Source organism: Vibrio sp. Vb0937 (assembly GCF_033338855.1).
This window is the reverse complement of sequence record NZ_JAWOTK010000042.1, coordinates 1-17,164: the sequence shown is the minus strand read 5'-3', so window position 1 is coordinate 17,164 and position 17,164 is coordinate 1. Positions and strand designations below refer to the sequence as shown.

The window sequence follows — 17,164 nt, the reverse complement described above, 5'->3', positions numbered from 1 at the left end:
GAATTGGTAGACGCACCAGATTTAGGTTCTGGCGCCGCAAGGTGTGAGAGTTCAAGTCTCTCCTTCCGCACCATTATCGGAAAACCCAGCATGACTTTGCTGGGTTTTTTCTTTTTTTTGGTTCTGGACTCGGGAAATCATTAGATTTGCCGAATTAAAAAAGCGAGCTCATGGCTCGCTTTTTTTCTATCTGTGATTTGAGTAGCTTACTACATACCTAACGCGTATTTCAGTACTTGAGCCTTAATTGGCCCTGAGTTTTCAGCAAGCTTCAATGCAGCATTACGTACGAACTTCAATGGCCCAAGATCGTTGCTAAAACCTTTATAGAAAAAGTCCATGCCCGTCTGCATGAGTAAGTTGTCAGGTCGACGTGCGCGTTCGTATTTCGCGAGTAAGGTATCTTCCAGCTTTTCTTGGTGTTCTGTTACCGAAAGGAGAACGTCTACATCTTTGAAGCCTAAGTTTACCCCTTGCCCTGCAAGCGGATTGATCGTATGAGCAGAGTCACCCACTAACACGCAATTTTTGCTTGAGTAGCTTTGCGCATGACGACGAGTGAGTGGGAATGAGCCAAACTGTAAAACTTCAATATCGCCTAATTCAGCAGGGAAATGACGTAAGATTTCTTCCCTTAGTTGAGGTTTACCCATCGCACACAGTTGTTTAATACGTTTAGGCGAGTCATACCAAACCAAAGAACCTTGGCCTACTACTTGACCATCGTCGTTACTCAAAGAGCACAGAGGTAAAAATGAACGTGGGCCTGAAGGTGTAAATTGTTGCCAAGTAATATCTTGCTGAGGCAATTCTGTTTTCACGTTAATCAACATGCAGTGTTGTCGGTAATCCCACGCAGTTACACCAATTCCAGACAATTGACGAACTTTAGAGTTTGCACCATCAGCACCAATCACCCAGTTAGCTTCAAACTGCTCCCCACTTTCTAGTGTCACAAGGTTTACATCTGCAAACTCAATGGCTTTTAATCGCTCAGGACACATCACGGTTAGATTTTCATACTGAGAGAAGACTTGCCAAAGACCTAATTGGATTAGGCGATTTTCAACGATGTAACCTAGCTGATCCAATGACAATTCATCAGAGTGAAAACGAGTACGGCACTCTGGGTGCTCCCAAGTTTCTAAGCGCCGATAAGGACAAACTCGCATGCTCTTGATCTCTGACCATGCTCCGAGTGAATCAAGTAACTCCACCGACTGGTGCGAGATTGCAGATACACGAATATCCATCGCCTGAGCGGCATCAAAAACTTTAGGTTTTGTACCTTCAACCAAGACAACGCTTCTGCCCTGCTTGGCAAATCCAACAGCGACGGCTGCCCCAACCATACCGCCACCGATCACGGCGATGTCATACTTGTTCATTTTTCACTCTTCATCGTGCTGATTAATTGGCGTTTTTTATTGTACTTTCCATGGCTATTTTTACAAAATTGTTTAACAAAAAACCTTGTTCTGCATAGGGCGAAAAACTAGATTTCATCAGGCTTTGCAGAGAATTAGCTAGATCACTAGTCAGGTGCTTTTTAAAGCAGTACAATACGCCGCTTACCGCCGTGATGGCGGCTATAATTTGAGCAATAGCTCTCCGATTTAAGTACAACTGAACGAGCGAAAGTGAGATGAGTAAGAAACTGCTAATTAAAACCTGGGGCTGCCAGATGAACGAATACGATTCATCAAAAATGGCCGACCTGCTTAATGCTGCAAACGGCTACGAGCTGACGGAAGAGCCAGAGGAAGCAGACGTACTTCTACTTAACACCTGTTCGATCCGTGAAAAAGCGCAAGAGAAAGTTTTCCACCAGCTAGGCCGCTGGAAAACACTAAAAGATAAAAAACCTGGCGTAGTTATCGGTGTAGGTGGTTGTGTAGCAACGCAAGAAGGTGACCATATTCGTGAACGTGCACCATACGTTGACGTTATTTTTGGCCCACAAACTTTGCACCGCCTACCTGAGATGATCAAACAATCTCAGTCCGATGATGCACCAGTTATGGACATTTCGTTCCCAGAGATCGAAAAATTCGACCGCCTACCTGAACCTCGCGCTGAAGGTGCGACAGCATTCGTTTCTATTATGGAAGGCTGCTCTAAGTACTGTACTTACTGTGTCGTACCGTACACTCGTGGTGAAGAAGTAAGCCGTCCAATGGATGACGTACTGTTCGAAATCGCCCAACTTGCTGAACAAGGCGTACGTGAAGTAAACCTTCTGGGTCAAAACGTAAACGCGTACCGTGGTCCTATGCACGATGGTGAGATCTGTTCATTTGCAGAACTGCTTCGTTTGGTTGCGTCTATCGATGGTATCGACCGTATTCGTTTCACGACGAGCCACCCGTTAGAATTCACAGACGACATCATCGCAGTATACGAAGATACGCCAGAACTTGTGAGCTTCCTGCACTTACCTGTGCAAAGTGGTAGTGACCGTATCCTAACGATGATGAAACGCCCTCACACCGCTATCGAATACAAATCGATCATCCGTAAACTGCGTAAAGCTCGTCCTGATATTCAAATCAGTTCAGACTTTATTGTTGGTTTCCCTGGTGAGACAGACAAAGACTTCCAAGACACCATGAAGCTAATCAAAGATGTAGACTTTGACATGAGCTTCAGCTTTATTTTCTCTCCACGTCCAGGTACGCCAGCAGCGGATTATCCTTGTGATGTGTCAGAACAAGTGAAGAAAGAGCGCCTTTACGAACTACAGCAAACTATCAATGCTCAAGCGATGCGTTACTCTCGCTTAATGCTTGGCACAGAACAACGTGTTCTAGTTGAAGGTCCTTCGAAGAAAAACCTAATGGAACTACGCGCTCGTACAGAAAACAACCGTGTAGTAAACTTTGAAGGTAGTGCAGACCTAATTGGTCAGTTCGTTGATGTGAAGATCGTAGACGTATTTGCAAACTCACTGCGTGGTGAGCTAGTACGTACTGAAAAAGACATGGATCTTCGTAGTGTGATTTCCCCAACGCAGATGATGGCGAAAACACGTCGCGAAGATGAGCTGGGTGTAGCTACTTTTACGCCGTAAGCTCGTATAAATAGCCATAGAGAGCCTGGTCGTTATCAGGCTCTCACTAAGTGGCAAAAAATGAGAGGCAACATTGAGCAATAAAATCGTAACTCTAGAAATTAACCTAGAACCTTCAGACAACCGCCGACTAGCTAGCCTGTGCGGTCCATTCGATGACAACATCAAGCATTTAGAACGTCGTCTAGGCGTTGAAATTAACCACCGTAGTGACCACTTTACGATTGTCGGTAAACCTCATACCGCATCAGCTGCGCTGGATATCCTGAAAACTCTATATGTTGATACCGCACCTGTACGAGGTGAGATCCCAGATATTGAGCCTGAGCAAATCCATCTAGCGATCAAAGAGTCTGGTGTTCTTGAGCAGAATACTGAGTCTAACATCGAGCATGGTAAAGAAGTCTTCGTCAAAACCAAGAAAGGTGTGATCAAACCACGTACGCCAAACCAAGCGCAGTACTTGGTTAACATGGTCACGCATGATATTTCTTTTGGTATTGGCCCGGCTGGTACAGGTAAAACCTACCTTGCTGTAGCAGCAGCTGTTGACGCACTAGAGCGCCAAGAGATCCGTCGTATTCTACTTACTCGTCCAGCGGTTGAAGCTGGTGAGAAATTGGGCTTCCTGCCTGGTGATTTAAGCCAGAAAGTCGACCCATACCTACGTCCGCTATACGACGCTCTATTTGAAATGCTGGGCTTTGAGCGCGTAGAGAAGCTGATTGAACGTAACGTGATTGAGGTTGCCCCTCTTGCTTACATGCGTGGTCGTACTCTAAACGACGCCTTCATCATTCTTGATGAGAGTCAGAACACCACTGTTGAGCAGATGAAGATGTTCCTAACGCGTATTGGTTTTAACTCTCGCGCGGTTATCACTGGTGATGTCACGCAGATTGACTTACCTCGTGGTGCGAAATCGGGTCTTCGTCATGCTATTGAAGTACTAAGCGAAGTTGACGACATCAGCTTTAACTTCTTCTTGGCCGACGACGTTGTACGTCACCCTGTGGTTGCTCGTATCGTTAACGCGTACGAGAAGTGGGAAGCACAAGACCAGAAAGAGCGTAAAGAGTTCGAGAAACGCCGTCGTGAAGAACGCGATGCGAAGTTACTAGAAGCAGCAAAAGCCGAACTGAATGCACAAGTTGCTTCAACTAAGGAATAATCATGGCGATTGAACTTGATCTGCAACTGGCAGTCGAAAATGAAGAAGGTCTGCCTTCGCAGCAAGATTTCCAATTGTGGCTAGATAAGACAATCCCTCTCTTCCAGCCACAAGCCGAAGTCACCATTCGTATTGTTGATGAACAAGAAAGTCATACGCTCAACCATGAGTATCGCGGCAAAGATAAACCAACTAATGTGTTGTCGTTTCCATTTGAAGCACCTCCTGGTATGGAAATAGATTTACTTGGTGATTTGATTATTTGCCGCCAAGTTGTTGAAAAAGAGGCGGTTGAACAGAGCAAGCCTCTGCTAGCACATTGGGCGCATATGGTTGTACATGGCAGCTTGCATCTGCTAGGTTATGATCATATAGAGGATGACGAAGCCGAAGAGATGGAGTCCCTCGAAACCGAAATCATGCAAGGTATGGGTTATGAAGATCCTTACATTGCTGAAAAAGAGTAGCTATTGGCCACTCGACAGGGAAAGGCGAACCACCTAAATGACTCTCGTGTTCGCCTCTCTATGTGTGCTATCACACTTCTGATAGCGTTACTTAATTGAGAAACAATGAACGAAGATAATTCTCCCTCTTCTAACGAAGATAAGAAAGAAAAGGCAGAAGGTCCGAGTAGAAAGTCCTTCTTTGAACGTCTAGGTCAACTATTTCAGGGCGAACCAAAAGATCGCCAAGAGCTTGTGGATGTTATCCGCGACTCTGAAGTTAACGACCTGATTGACCATGACACTCGCGATATGCTTGAAGGTGTTATGGAAATCTCCGAAATGCGTGTGCGTGACATTATGATCCCGCGTTCGCAAATGGTTACCGTTGAGCGTACTCACGACCTTGATACCTTGGTTGCTTTGATTACCGATGCTCAACACTCTCGCTACCCTGTAATCAGCGAAGATAAAGACCATGTGGAAGGCATACTTCTAGCGAAGGACTTACTTAAATACTTAGGCTCAGGCAGTAATCCATTTGATATCGAAGAAGTCATTCGACCAGCGGTTGTAGTACCGGAAAGTAAACGCGTTGATCGACTGCTGAAAGAATTCCGTGAAGAACGTTATCATATGGCCATTGTTGTCGATGAATTCGGTGGTGTTTCTGGTCTTGTGACCATTGAAGATATCCTTGAGGAAATCGTCGGGGATATTGAAGATGAATTCGATGAAAGTGAAGAGACGGACATTCGTAAACTAAGCAAGCATACGTTTGCTGTCAGAGCGCTGACAACCATCGAAGAGTTTAATGAGACATTCGGAACCAACTTCAGCGATGAGGAAGTTGATACCGTTGGTGGTATGGTCATGACTGCCTTTGGTCACTTACCTTCTCGTGGTGAACTGGTTGAAATTGAAGGCTACAACTTCAAAGTCACCGCTGCCGATAACCGTCGTGTCATTCAACTCCAAGTGACGATCCCAGACGAAGAAACCCTGGTTGAAGCCACTCAAGAGTAACGCGATACCCATTGGGAATCTCAGAAAATTACAATGATGAATGAACTCTTTCATCGCCTTAAGCGGCCCTCAGTGGCCGCTTTTGTTGGCGCCTCTACTACACTCGCTTTCGCTCCTTACCAGCTGTGGCCTATTGCCATTCTTAGCCCTGCAATTCTACTGATTCTTCTTGCTAACCAAACTCCGAAACGCGCACTATGGATTGGTTATGCTTGGGGGTTAGGTCAATTTGCAACTGGCGTTAGCTGGGTTTACGTCAGTATCTCCGGTTTTGGCGGTATGCCGCTCATTGCCAATTTATTTTTAATGGGCTTACTTGTTGCCTACTTGGCTGTTTATTCAGGCTTATTTGCTTGGCTCAACAACAAGCTGTTTCCTCAATTTACGCTCACAAAAGCACTTCTCGCTGCACCTGCTTTATGGCTGATCAGTGATTGGTTGCGTGGTTGGGTGATGACCGGCTTCCCTTGGTTATGGCTAGGCTATAGCCAGATAGATGCTCCACTCGCAAGCTTTGCACCAATTGGCGGCGTAGAACTGCTTACTCTATTTATCCTTATCAGCGCAGGGGCGTTAGCCTATGCATGGATTCATAAGCAGTGGCTGGTGGCGATTATCCCTGCGGTGCTACTCAGTACTGGCTTTGGGGTTCGCAACTACGATTGGGTAACACCCCGAGCAGAAGACACGACTAAGCTCGCACTAATTCAAGGTAACGTAGACCAAAACCTAAAGTGGCTACCAAGTCAACGCTGGCCAACCATCATGAAGTACGCTGACTTAACTCGTGAAAACTGGGACGCTGACATTATCGTTTGGCCAGAAGCAGCAATTCCCGCTTTTGAAATTGAAGTGCCTTCATTTTTGAGCAATATCGACAGCGCTGCAAAAATGAATAACAGCGCAATCATCACCGGTGTCGTCAACCAAGCTGAAGATCGACAGTTCTACAACAGTATTCTGTCCCTAGGCATCACACCATACGGTGACTACAGCTTCGATTTAAGCGAACGTTACCATAAGCATCACCTACTACCATTTGGTGAGTTTGTACCATTTGAAGATATTTTGCGCCCATTAGCGCCATTCTTTAACCTACCGATGTCGTCGTTTAGCCGTGGGGCTTTTGTGCAGCCAAACATCGTTGCGAATGGCATGCACATGGCACCAGCGCTTTGCTATGAGATCATCTTTAATGAGCAAGTGCGTCAAAATGTGACTGACGAAACAGACTTCATTCTAACGCTTTCAAATGATGCATGGTTTGGTCACTCTATCGGTCCTCTTCAGCATATGGAGATCGCCCGTATGCGTGCCTTAGAGTTAGGTAAACCGCTCATCCGCTCGACTAACAACGGATTAACAGCGGTAACCGATCACAAAGGTAAAATCGTTGAGCAAGTACCGCAGTTTGAAACTGCAGTACTGCGCGCAGAGCTCACCCCAACCAATGGACAAACGCCATATCGAGTCCTTGGTACTTGGCCATTGTATATTTGGGTTGGGTTAAGTTTAGCTCTGGCTTTCGGCTTAAGAAGAAAACAGAGCTGATAACAGCTTGAAAGTAGAAAAGACAAAAAAGAGGCGACTAAGCCTCTTTTTTATTCATAGCATTATACTGTCGTTACGCGCCATTTATGGCTTTAATGACTGACGAGTAAAGCCTTTGTGACCACATTTAATACACGGAATGATTACAGTTGGGTGGTTATACGTTGTCTTGTGACCACACTCATCACAGACTAAAGTGCCTAAGCCTATCACCTCTCCTGCTTCATATAGCCCTTGATGCTCTAAGTCATCGAACAACTCAACCCACTCAACTTTAGTTCGGTCAGTAATCTCTAACAGCCCTTGCCATATCGAGTCCGCAATCGTTAAGTAAAACGGGCCGCTTTTGCTATCCTCGTAACTCTCTGAAAACTCTTTTAAGTCTGCTTTAAGGTACGCTTTGATTAAAGCCAATTCATCTTTGGTCAAGTCATTAGCAGCATCCACCACTTTGCCCGACGTCTCAATCGCTTTGTTAACTTCTTCCGGACTGTGCTTCAAGGTTTCAATCACATCCTCGAGCATTTCCTCATAACCTGTTTTACGTTTAGGCATAACTGACCTCCATCTTTCTCCTACCTGCGTCACTTAAGGGCGTATGGGTACAGATTGGCTATTGTTGTGATCCCTAGCTTTAGGTATTCTATGACGATCTATTTAAGTCTGTTCTAACCGAACTCACAAATTCCAAGATAACGGATACCATCGATGCAAGAACAATACAACCCACAAGATATTGAACAAAAAGTTCAAAAGCACTGGGATGACAACAAAACCTTTGTTGTAAGTGAAGACCCAAATAAAGAAAAATTCTACTGTCTGTCCATGTTCCCATACCCAAGTGGTCGACTGCACATGGGTCACGTGCGCAACTACACTATCGGTGATGTAGTATCTCGTTTCCAACGCCTACAAGGCAAAAACGTGATGCAACCAATCGGTTGGGACGCATTCGGTCTACCTGCAGAAAACGCAGCAGTAAAAAACAAAACTGCGCCAGCACCTTGGACTTACGAAAACATCGAATACATGAAGAACCAACTTAAGCTTCTAGGCTTTGGTTACGATTGGAACCGTGAATTCGCAACATGTACACCGGAGTACTACCGCTGGGAACAAGAGTTCTTCACTAAACTTTACGAGAAAGGTTTAGTTTACAAAAAGACTTCTTCTGTTAACTGGTGTCCTAACGACCAAACTGTTCTTGCAAACGAGCAGGTTGAAGACGGTTGTTGCTGGCGTTGTGATACGCCTGTAGAGCAAAAAGAAATCCCTCAATGGTTCATCAAAATCACTGAGTACGCTCAAGAGCTACTAGACGACTTAGACAAGCTTGAAGGTTGGCCTGAAATGGTGAAAACCATGCAGCGCAACTGGATTGGTCGTTCTGAAGGTGTTGAACTGAAGTTTGAAGTTAAGGGTCAACAAGACCTAGAAGTTTACACAACACGTCCAGATACGCTAATGGGTGTGACTTACGTGGGTATCGCAGCCGGCCACCCTCTTGCAGCTCTTGCAGCAGAGAACAATCCAGAGCTTGCAGCGTTTATCGACGAATGTAAGAACAACAAGGTTGCAGAAGCTGAGCTAGCGACAATGGAGAAGAAAGGTATGGCTACTGGCCTTACTGCTATTCATCCATTGAACGGCCGTGAAGTTCCTGTTTACGTAGCAAACTTCGTACTGATGGACTACGGTACAGGCGCGGTAATGGCAGTACCTGCACACGACCAACGTGACTACGAGTTCGCAACGAAGTACGGTCTAGACATCGTGCCTGTTATCAAGCCTGCTGATGGCAGCGAGCTAGACATCTCTGAAGCAGCATACACAGAGAAAGGCGTACTGTTCGATTCTGGTGAATTCGACGGCCTAGAATTCCAAGCGGCGTTCGATGCAATTGCAGCGAAGCTAGAAGCAGAAGGCAAAGGCACTAAGACTGTAAACTTCCGTCTACGCGACTGGGGTGTATCTCGTCAACGTTACTGGGGCGCACCAATCCCAATGGTAACGACTGAAGACGGTGAAGTTCACCCAGTACCTGCTGACCAACTACCAGTGATTCTTCCAGAAGACGTGGTAATGGACGGCGTAACCAGCCCAATCAAAGCAGACAAAGAGTGGGCGAAGACAACCTTTAACGGCGAACCTGCTCTACGTGAGACAGATACGTTCGATACGTTCATGGAATCTTCTTGGTACTACGCGCGTTACTGTTCACCACAAGCGGACGACATCCTAGACCCAGAAAAAGCAAACTACTGGCTACCAGTAGATCAGTACATTGGTGGTATCGAGCACGCTTGTATGCACCTACTGTACTCACGCTTCTTCCACAAACTACTGCGCGATGCGGGTTACGTAACTTCTGACGAACCGTTCAAGCAACTACTGTGTCAAGGCATGGTACTGGCTGATGCGTTCTACTTCGAGAACGAGAAAGGCGGCAAAGAGTGGGTAGCTCCAACAGACGTAGCCGTTGAACGTGATGGTAAAGGCCGCATTACTTCTGCTAAAGACACTGAAGGTCGTGATGTAACGCACTCAGGCATGATCAAGATGTCTAAGTCTAAGAACAACGGTATCGACCCTCAAGAAATGGTAGACAAGTACGGCGCTGACACAGTACGTCTATTCATGATGTTCGCGTCTCCAGCGGACATGACACTTGAATGGCAAGAGTCTGGCGTAGAAGGTGCGAACCGCTTCCTAAAACGTGTTTGGAAACTAGTTAAAGAGCACACAGCGAAAGGCACAGCAGAAGCAGTAGATACCTCAGCGCTTTCTGGTGATCAAAAAGCACTTCGCCGCGACGTTCACAAGACTATCGCGAAAGTGACGGACGATATCGCTCGTCGTCAAACATTCAACACCGCGATCGCTGCGATCATGGAGCTGATGAACAAACTAGCGAAAGCGCCTCAAGAATCTGCGCAAGATCGTGCAATCCTTGACGAAGCACTGAAAGCTATTGTTGTCATGCTTTACCCTATCACTCCGCATATCTCATACGAGCTATGGGCAGCACTAGGTGAAACAGACATTGATAACGCGGCATGGCCGACGTTTGACGAAAAAGCGCTAGTTGAAGACGAAAAAACTATCGTTGTTCAAGTTAACGGTAAGCTACGTGCGAAGCTAACAGTCCCAGCGGATATCTCTAAAGACGATATCGAACAGCTTGGTCTAAACGACGAAAACGTGGTTAAGTTCACTGATGGCCTGACTATTCGTAAAGTCATTTACGTTCCAGGTAAACTGCTGAACATCGTTGCAAACTAATCACAGCTTGCAATTTGTCTCTGTTTAGCGAACTTATTTGTTAACCAAGAGTCATTAAACAGGGTAGTTTTCTACCCTGTTTATTTACCTCAAACCATTCACATGAGTGGTTTAAGGTAAATAACCCCTTCAATTTAGGATGAATACAATCAATGCGCTTTTTCTCTTTGATTAAACTACCAGTGGTATTGGTATTAGCGGGGCTTCTTTCTGCCTGTGGTTTTCACCTTCGCGGCGAGTATTCCGTACCGGAAGAGCTGCACACTATGTCTTTCTCCAGCTACGATGAATACAGTGAATTAACTCGCTATGTTCGCTCTCAACTCGAACTGAACAAAGTTGAACTTGTTCAACCATCATCGACGGTACCCAACCTTCATTTGACGGAAGCGACAATCGATGAGCGTACACTATCGCTTTATCAAAATAGCCGTGCAGCAGAAAAAGAGCTGACATACGTAGTAAAATACCGTGTGACAATTCCTGGCTATGGTTCTAAAAACTTTACGACAACAGTAAACCGCAACTACCTAGACAACCCGTTGACCGCACTTGCAAAATCTGTTGAGCGTGACGTAATTGAAGACGAGATGCGCTTGCAAGCTGCAAAACAGATGATGCGCCAGTTGGGCCGTATTCGTGCCGAATATGAAGCAGGACAAATCTCTGAGCCAGCGAACAAAAACTCTTAGTCACTATGCGAATTTATGCCGATAAGCTAACGGATCATTTAACTAAACAAGTTAAACAGGTTTACTTAATCTTTGGTAATGAGCCGTTACTGATTCAAGAAAGCCGCCAAGCCATCCAAAAGGCAGCGTTTCAGCAAGGTTTTGAGGAAAAACACCGTTTTGCGGTGGATGCTAGCATCGACTGGAACCAAGTTTACGACTGTTTCCAAGCGATGAGCCTGTTTTCAAACCGTCAATTGATTGAGCTTGAAATTCCTGAAAGTGGCGTGACAACCGCCGTCAGCAAAGAGCTGCAAACACTGTGTGATATGCTTCATGATGACATCATGCTCGTCATTGTTGGTAGCAAACTGACCAAAGCCCAAGAAAATGCGAAATGGTTCAAAGCATTAAGCTCAAAAGGCGATTGGGTAAGCTGCTTGTCGCCAGACCTTCAACGCCTACCTATGTTCATTCAGACACGTTGCCGCACGTTGGGACTAAAACCCGATCAGCAATCACTGCAAATGTTGGCTCAATGGCATGAAGGTAACCTATTTGCATTGACACAAAGCTTAGAGAAATTGGCCCTACTCTATCCGGATGGTGAGCTGACCATCATACGTTTAGAGGAAGCCCTAAGTCGCCATAATCACTTCACTACCTTTAACTGGATCGACGCCTTACTGGCAGGTAAAGCAAACCGTGCACAACGTATTCTTCGCCAACTTGAGGCGGAAGGGGTTGAGACCGTGATCTTGATTCGAAGTGTACAAAAAGAGTTGAGCCAACTTTTAAATATGCATCAAGACTTAACTCAAATGGGAATGAACCAGGTATTTGAGAAATATCGAGTTTGGCAAAACAAGCGTCCACTCTATAACGCAGCACTGGCCCGCTTATCAGCGAGTCGTATTTGTGCATTGCTCTCCTTGTTGGCTCAAGCCGAGATAAAAGCCAAAACTCAGTATGACGAGTCTGTATGGCCAACTATTCATCAGGTGAGCTTAGAAACCTGCTCTCCTGATATTAAGCTGGCAATTTAAAAATCAAAGCGTGATATAGTGCGCGACCTGTTTTGCAAGCAAGAATGTAAAACACTGTAGAGATAAGAGACAAACCGAGGAAAACCGAGTGCTTCGCGAAGAACTGAAAGACTTTTTAGCTGATAAAGCCGACGACATGAAAGCGGAAGACATTATCGTCCTAAATGTGGAAGATAAATCAAGCGTGACAGATTACATGATCATCTGTACTGGTACATCCAAACGCCACGTTTCATCCATCGCTGACCATGTTGCAACAGAGGTGAAAAAAGCCGGTCTTGAGCCACTAGGAATGGAAGGTGAAAACGAAGGTGAATGGGTAGTTCTAGATATGGGCGACGCCATGCTTCACGTGATGCAAGAAGAGCACCGCGAACTCTACCAGCTAGAAAAACTCTGGGGTTAATCTTTTGAAAATTCAACTAATTGCTGTTGGCACAAAAATGCCAAAATGGGTTGAGGAAGGCTTTCAAGAATATCGTCGCCGTTTCCCACATGATATGCCGTTGGAGTTGATTGAAATCTCTGCTGGCAAGCGTGGTAAGAATGCCGATATCGCTCGCATCCTGCAAAAAGAAGGAGAAGCGATGCTCGCGGCGGTACCAAAAGGCAACCGTATCGTCACGTTAGATATCCCAGGTAAAAAATGGGACACTCCTCAACTCGCTGAGCAGTTAGAAGCTTGGAAATTAGATGGCCGTGATGTATCAATATTAATCGGCGGTCCTGAAGGACTCGCTCCTGCATGCAAAGCTGCAGCAGACCAAAGCTGGTCATTGTCTGCCTTAACGCTACCCCACCCTCTAGTGCGTATCGTAATGGCAGAAAGCTTGTACCGAGCGTGGAGCATCACCGCTAACCACCCTTATCATCGCGAATAATCGTTGTTTAACTTTAGAGCCAAGCGTTAATGATTCGTAAACGACGCAGTCAAATCCGAGATTATCAAGCCGAAGCGCGTCTGTTTGCCAGCCGCGCTATTGTTGCTTTTATCGGCATTGTTGTCTTGATGGGAGCTCTGGTTGCCAACATGTACAACATTCAGGTGAACCAGTTTCAAGACTATCAAACCCGCTCGAACGATAACCGCATCAAAGTAGTGCCTATCGCGCCTAACCGAGGTCTAATTTATGACCGAAATGGCGTTTTACTGGCAGAGAACCGTCCCGTCTTTAACTTAGAACTGACCCCAGAAAAAATTAAAGACATTGATGCAACCATCCAAGAATTACAAACTATTCTGGAAATTACACCAGACCAGATTGAACGTTTCCACCACGAGCGTAAACGGACTCGTCGATTTAAATCGGTCCCACTGCTGACCCAACTGAACGAAAAACAAGTAGCGGTATTCTCCGTCAATCAGTACCGCTTTCCGGGTGTGGAAATAAGTGCGACCTTAAAGCGCTACTACCCTTTCAGCGAAGTCTTAACCCACGTGATTGGTTACGTTTCTCGAATCAATGATCGCGACATGCAGCGCCTGATCCGAGAAGAAAAAGACGCAAACTATCAAGCCACTCGCGACATTGGTAAGCTGGGTATTGAAAAATACTACGAAGACCTCTTACACGGTACAGCCGGATATCAAGAAGTCGAGGTAAACAGCCGCGGCCGAGTAATCCGTACCTTAAAGTACGTTCCACCTGTACCCGGAAAAGACATCGTTTTAAACCTTGATATCAACTTGCAGTTGTACGTACACCAATTATTGGACGGCCGCCGAGGCAGTGCTGTAGTAATCGATCCTAGAGACAATGGTGTACTGGCTATGGTTTCGAGCCCTAGCTACGATCCTAACTCGTTCGTGCACGGAATCTCAGGTAAAGACTATCGCGCCCTTTTGAACGATAAAAACCGTCCCTTGGTCAACCGAACCACACTTGGCATTTATCCACCCGCGTCTACCATCAAACCATTTATGGCGGTAGCCGCGCTACAAGAAGGTGTCGTCACACCGAACACTACGCGAAATGATCCAGGTTATTGGCGCATACCAAACTCCAACACTCGCCCATTCCGTGACTGGTTACGTTGGGGACACGGACGCGTCGATATCATTAAGTCGATCGAAGAGTCTGTTGATACCTTCTACTATCAAATCGCTTATGACATGGGTATTGACCGTATTTCGAATTGGATGATGATGTTCGGCTTTGGTGATTACACTGGCATCGATATCTACGAAGAAAGTAAGGCGAATATGCCGACTCGTGACTGGAAAATGTCTCGCCATAAAACCCCATGGTATAAAGGTGATACGATCCCTGTGGGTATCGGCCAAGGATATTGGACAGCAACACCAATGCAAATCGCCAAAGCAACCGCCGTATTAGTAAACGAGGGAGAAGTGATCGCACCTCACTTGCTCAAAGCGACGATAGAAAATGGTAACGACTTCGAAGAGCAAAAAACGACAGAATACGTGACTTACCCACCAATCAAGAATGTGCCTAAAAAGTACTGGGATATGGCGAAAGAAGGCATGCGTCGGGTAAACCATGGCACGCGCGGAACAGCTCGTCGCTCATTCTACAAAATGAATTATGAAACAGCGGGTAAATCAGGTACTGCACAGGTCTTCGGTCTGGGTGAAAACGAAGAGTACAACGCCGATGAGATCGCCGAGCACTTACGTGACCATGCGTTATTTACTGGCTTTGCACCATTTGATGATCCTAAAGTGGTCGTCACTGTAGTACTAGAAAATGCCGGTGGTGGTTCTAGTAACGGTGCCCCAGTAGTAAGGAAAATTTTTGACCGAGTCGTTCTTGGTCCAGAAGAAATTGAGCCTGAAAACAATGCGAAGAAAGAGGTAAAACAGTAATGAAGATGGATCCCTCTACAGGTAAAAATCGCGCCCTGTTTGAACGCTTCCATATCGACTTACCACTCCTACTTGGCATACTGGCCCTGATGGGGTTTGGCCTGGTGATCATGTACAGCGCCAGTGGCCAAAGTTTACTGATGATGGATCGCCAAGCCATGCGAATGGTGCTTTCACTCGTTGTGATGCTCGTCCTTGCACAGCTTTCTCCACGAACTTACGAAAGCTTGGCACCTTTGATGTTCGTTGGTGGCGTTATACTGCTTTTCGGCGTGCTGTTTTTCGGTGAAGCATCGAAAGGCGCGCAGCGTTGGCTTAACCTCGGTTTTGTGCGCTTTCAACCGTCAGAGCTATTGAAGCTCGCAGTGCCATTAATGGTGGCTCGCTATGTCGGTAGACAGCCCCTTCCACCAACGCTAAAAACACTCATTGTTGCACTGATTATGGTCTGCTTACCAACCATTCTCATTGCAAAGCAGCCTGACTTAGGTACCTCGATCCTGATCGCCGCTTCCGGTATTTTTGTTATCTTCCTCGCCGGCATTAGCTGGAAAATCATCGCTGGTGCTGCGATTGCATTAGGTGGTTTCATTCCAATTCTGTGGTTTTTCTTGATGCGAGAGTATCAAAAAGTGCGAGTTCGTACTCTATTTAACCCGGAGTCTGATCCGCTAGGAGCGGGCTACCACATTATTCAGAGTAAAATTGCGATTGGCTCCGGCGGTATTTCCGGCAAAGGTTGGTTGCAAGGTACGCAGTCACAACTAGAATTTCTTCCTGAACGACACACTGACTTTATCTTTGCAGTAATTGCTGAAGAATGGGGTATGATTGGCTTCCTTTGCCTTTTAGCCATCTATCTATTTATTATTGGACGAGGTTTATATCTCGCCAGCCAAGCGCAAACCGCATTTGGACGAATGATGGCAGGCAGTATTGTACTCAGCTTCTTCGTGTATATTTTTGTAAATATTGGCATGGTAAGTGGCATCCTACCTGTAGTAGGTGTACCGTTGCCACTCATCAGTTATGGCGGCACATCAATGGTAACCTTGATGGCTGGTTTTGGTATTCTGATGTCGATTCATACGCACCGAAAAGCATTCTCTAAGGCGACCTAGACATGCAAAAACGCGCTTTATATTCCTTGGTTTTCTCTGCTCTTATTTTGGCAGGCTGTTCATCAACTAGCCAAAAAGAACAAGAAGGCCGTTACGAACTCGAATCCGATGTTGCACCGGATACACCGCTTTCAGTCGAACACATCGAGGATGCGCATCCTAAATATGAACCGTACAGCCTAGGTGGGAACAAAGATTACCACTTGCGTGGCAAAGACTACAAAATAGTTCGCAATGCGAAAGGCTTTAAAGAAAAAGGCCGAGCATCTTGGTATGGGAAAAAATTCCAAGGTCATTTGACTTCTAATGGCGAAATCTATGACATGTACTCAATGACGGCAGCGCATAAAACGCTACCGTTACCAAGTTACGTAAAAGTTACCAATACTGACAACGGCAAAACCACCATAGTACGAGTTAATGACCGAGGTCCTTTTCACGATGGCCGTATCATTGATTTAAGCTATGCCGCCGCGCACAAGTTAGATGTCATAAAAACAGGCACCGCGAACGTGGAAATTGAAGTGATCAGTATCAATCAGCCCATGGACAAAAAGTCATTAGAAGCGCACCCTAGGTACGTTATTCAAGTGGCATCATCAAAAAATGAAGAACGCGCGCGAACTTTAGGTACCGAGCTTGGTCAAAAATTGGATACAGAAACTTTCCTAGAGAGTGCGAAAGAGTCTTATCGCTTGTTGTTAGGGCCATTTACTGACTATTCCCTGACGCAAGCCACATTAGATAAAGTAAAGTTGCTCGGCTATTCGTCTGCATTTATTAAAAAACACAACACTGCCAAATGACCTCGTGTCATGAATTTCTCTTTGATCCCCCTCTTACATAACTAGGGATTCTGATAAGATGTCTGCAGTTAACCCAAAAATTTGAATTACCATGAATAAAAATAAGTTTGTGAAATCTATTCTCGTTTCTTCGGTTGCCCTTTCTGC

The 17,164-nt window shown here is 45.7% G+C and carries 15 protein-coding genes; 13 read left to right on the top strand and 2 right to left on the bottom strand.

Going from position 1 to position 17,164, the window contains the following annotated elements; genetic code table 11:
• Nucleotides 1-209: 209 nt before the first annotated feature.
• A complete protein-coding gene (locus R7P67_RS22220; protein WP_213961136.1) occupies nucleotides 210-1,388 on the bottom strand; it encodes a 2-octaprenyl-3-methyl-6-methoxy-1,4-benzoquinol hydroxylase in 1,179 nt (392 codons plus the stop codon).
• 257 nt (nucleotides 1,389-1,645) lie between these two features.
• On the opposite strand from R7P67_RS22220, the gene miaB reads away from it, so the two are divergent.
• From miaB to lnt, 5 genes are all read left to right on the top strand, one after another.
• Complete coding sequence (gene miaB, locus R7P67_RS22215; protein WP_005373038.1) at nucleotides 1,646-3,070, top strand: tRNA (N6-isopentenyl adenosine(37)-C2)-methylthiotransferase MiaB; 1,425 nt, start codon at nucleotides 1,646-1,648, stop codon at nucleotides 3,068-3,070.
• Between the two features lie 73 nt (nucleotides 3,071-3,143).
• Nucleotides 3,144-4,241 carry a PhoH family protein gene (locus tag R7P67_RS22210; RefSeq protein WP_005373033.1) on the top strand — a complete coding sequence of 366 codons (1,098 nt, stop codon included), beginning with the start codon at nucleotides 3,144-3,146 and terminating at the stop codon, nucleotides 4,239-4,241.
• 2 nt (nucleotides 4,242-4,243) lie between these two features.
• Nucleotides 4,244-4,708, top strand: coding sequence for an rRNA maturation RNase YbeY (gene ybeY / locus R7P67_RS22205; protein WP_005373030.1), 465 nt, complete (start codon nucleotides 4,244-4,246; stop codon nucleotides 4,706-4,708).
• Nucleotides 4,709-4,813: 105 nt separating this feature from the next.
• On the top strand, nucleotides 4,814-5,713 hold the full coding sequence (corC, locus tag R7P67_RS22200; RefSeq protein WP_005384118.1) for a CNNM family magnesium/cobalt transport protein CorC: 900 nt from the start codon (nucleotides 4,814-4,816) through the stop codon (nucleotides 5,711-5,713).
• Between the two features lie 33 nt (nucleotides 5,714-5,746).
• On the top strand, nucleotides 5,747-7,264 hold the full coding sequence (gene lnt, locus R7P67_RS22195; RefSeq protein ID WP_262653798.1) for an apolipoprotein N-acyltransferase: 1,518 nt from the start codon (nucleotides 5,747-5,749) through the stop codon (nucleotides 7,262-7,264).
• Between the two features lie 84 nt (nucleotides 7,265-7,348).
• On the opposite strand, the gene R7P67_RS22190 is transcribed toward lnt, so the two are convergent.
• Nucleotides 7,349-7,819, bottom strand: a complete 471-nt coding sequence (locus R7P67_RS22190; protein ID WP_005373024.1) for a zinc ribbon-containing protein — start codon at nucleotides 7,817-7,819, stop codon at nucleotides 7,349-7,351.
• A 153-nt stretch (nucleotides 7,820-7,972) separates the two neighbouring features.
• On the opposite strand from R7P67_RS22190, the gene leuS reads away from it, so the two are divergent.
• The 8 genes from leuS to R7P67_RS22150 all read left to right on the top strand — a co-directional run bounded on the left by leuS (nucleotide 7,973) and on the right by R7P67_RS22150 (nucleotide 17,017).
• Complete coding sequence (gene leuS, locus R7P67_RS22185) at nucleotides 7,973-10,546, top strand: leucine--tRNA ligase (RefSeq protein WP_262653800.1); 2,574 nt, start codon at nucleotides 7,973-7,975, stop codon at nucleotides 10,544-10,546.
• 152 nt (nucleotides 10,547-10,698) lie between these two features.
• Complete coding sequence (gene lptE, locus R7P67_RS22180; protein ID WP_005384122.1) at nucleotides 10,699-11,238, top strand: LPS assembly lipoprotein LptE; 540 nt, start codon at nucleotides 10,699-10,701, stop codon at nucleotides 11,236-11,238.
• 5 nt (nucleotides 11,239-11,243) lie between these two features.
• Complete coding sequence (gene holA / locus R7P67_RS22175) at nucleotides 11,244-12,263, top strand: DNA polymerase III subunit delta (RefSeq protein WP_262653803.1); 1,020 nt, start codon at nucleotides 11,244-11,246, stop codon at nucleotides 12,261-12,263.
• 88 nt (nucleotides 12,264-12,351) lie between these two features.
• The gene (gene rsfS, locus R7P67_RS22170) at nucleotides 12,352-12,669 is read left to right on the top strand and encodes a ribosome silencing factor (RefSeq protein ID WP_005373015.1); all 318 of its coding nucleotides are present in this window, start codon (nucleotides 12,352-12,354) and stop codon (nucleotides 12,667-12,669) included.
• A gap of 4 nt (nucleotides 12,670-12,673) precedes the next feature.
• Nucleotides 12,674-13,144 (top strand): 23S rRNA (pseudouridine(1915)-N(3))-methyltransferase RlmH, encoded by a 471-nt coding sequence (rlmH, locus tag R7P67_RS22165; protein ID WP_017821762.1) that lies wholly within the window; start codon nucleotides 12,674-12,676, stop codon nucleotides 13,142-13,144.
• A gap of 29 nt (nucleotides 13,145-13,173) precedes the next feature.
• Entirely contained in the window at nucleotides 13,174-15,090 is a 1,917-nt protein-coding gene (gene mrdA, locus R7P67_RS22160) for a penicillin-binding protein 2 (protein WP_262653806.1), read from the top strand.
• Nucleotides 15,090-16,211, top strand: coding sequence for a rod shape-determining protein RodA (gene rodA, locus R7P67_RS22155; RefSeq protein ID WP_005373004.1), 1,122 nt, complete (start codon nucleotides 15,090-15,092; stop codon nucleotides 16,209-16,211). The genes mrdA and rodA overlap by 1 nt, the downstream gene beginning before the upstream one ends.
• A 2-nt stretch (nucleotides 16,212-16,213) precedes the next feature.
• Nucleotides 16,214-17,017, top strand: coding sequence for a septal ring lytic transglycosylase RlpA family protein (locus R7P67_RS22150; protein ID WP_213877546.1), 804 nt, complete (start codon nucleotides 16,214-16,216; stop codon nucleotides 17,015-17,017).
• Nucleotides 17,018-17,164: the final 147 nt, after the last annotated feature.

Excerpts from the sequence above, each read along its gene's own strand:
- R7P67_RS22220 (WP_213961136.1), bottom strand. The coding sequence starts at position 1,388 with ATGAACAAGTATGACATCGCCGTGATCGGTGGCGGTATGGTTGGGGCA.
- miaB (WP_005373038.1), top strand. The coding sequence starts at position 1,646 with ATGAGTAAGAAACTGCTAATTAAAACCTGGGGCTGCCAGATGAACGAA.
- ybeY (WP_005373030.1), top strand. The coding sequence starts at position 4,244 with ATGGCGATTGAACTTGATCTGCAACTGGCAGTCGAAAATGAAGAAGGT.
- corC (WP_005384118.1), top strand. The coding sequence starts at position 4,814 with ATGAACGAAGATAATTCTCCCTCTTCTAACGAAGATAAGAAAGAAAAG.
- lnt (WP_262653798.1), top strand. The coding sequence starts at position 5,747 with ATGATGAATGAACTCTTTCATCGCCTTAAGCGGCCCTCAGTGGCCGCT.
- R7P67_RS22190 (WP_005373024.1), bottom strand. The coding sequence starts at position 7,819 with ATGCCTAAACGTAAAACAGGTTATGAGGAAATGCTCGAGGATGTGATT.
- leuS (WP_262653800.1), top strand. The coding sequence starts at position 7,973 with ATGCAAGAACAATACAACCCACAAGATATTGAACAAAAAGTTCAAAAG.
- lptE (WP_005384122.1), top strand. The coding sequence starts at position 10,699 with ATGCGCTTTTTCTCTTTGATTAAACTACCAGTGGTATTGGTATTAGCG.
- holA (WP_262653803.1), top strand. The coding sequence starts at position 11,244 with ATGCGAATTTATGCCGATAAGCTAACGGATCATTTAACTAAACAAGTT.
- mrdA (WP_262653806.1), top strand. The coding sequence starts at position 13,174 with ATGATTCGTAAACGACGCAGTCAAATCCGAGATTATCAAGCCGAAGCG.
- rodA (WP_005373004.1), top strand. The coding sequence starts at position 15,090 with ATGAAGATGGATCCCTCTACAGGTAAAAATCGCGCCCTGTTTGAACGC.
- R7P67_RS22150 (WP_213877546.1), top strand. The coding sequence starts at position 16,214 with ATGCAAAAACGCGCTTTATATTCCTTGGTTTTCTCTGCTCTTATTTTG.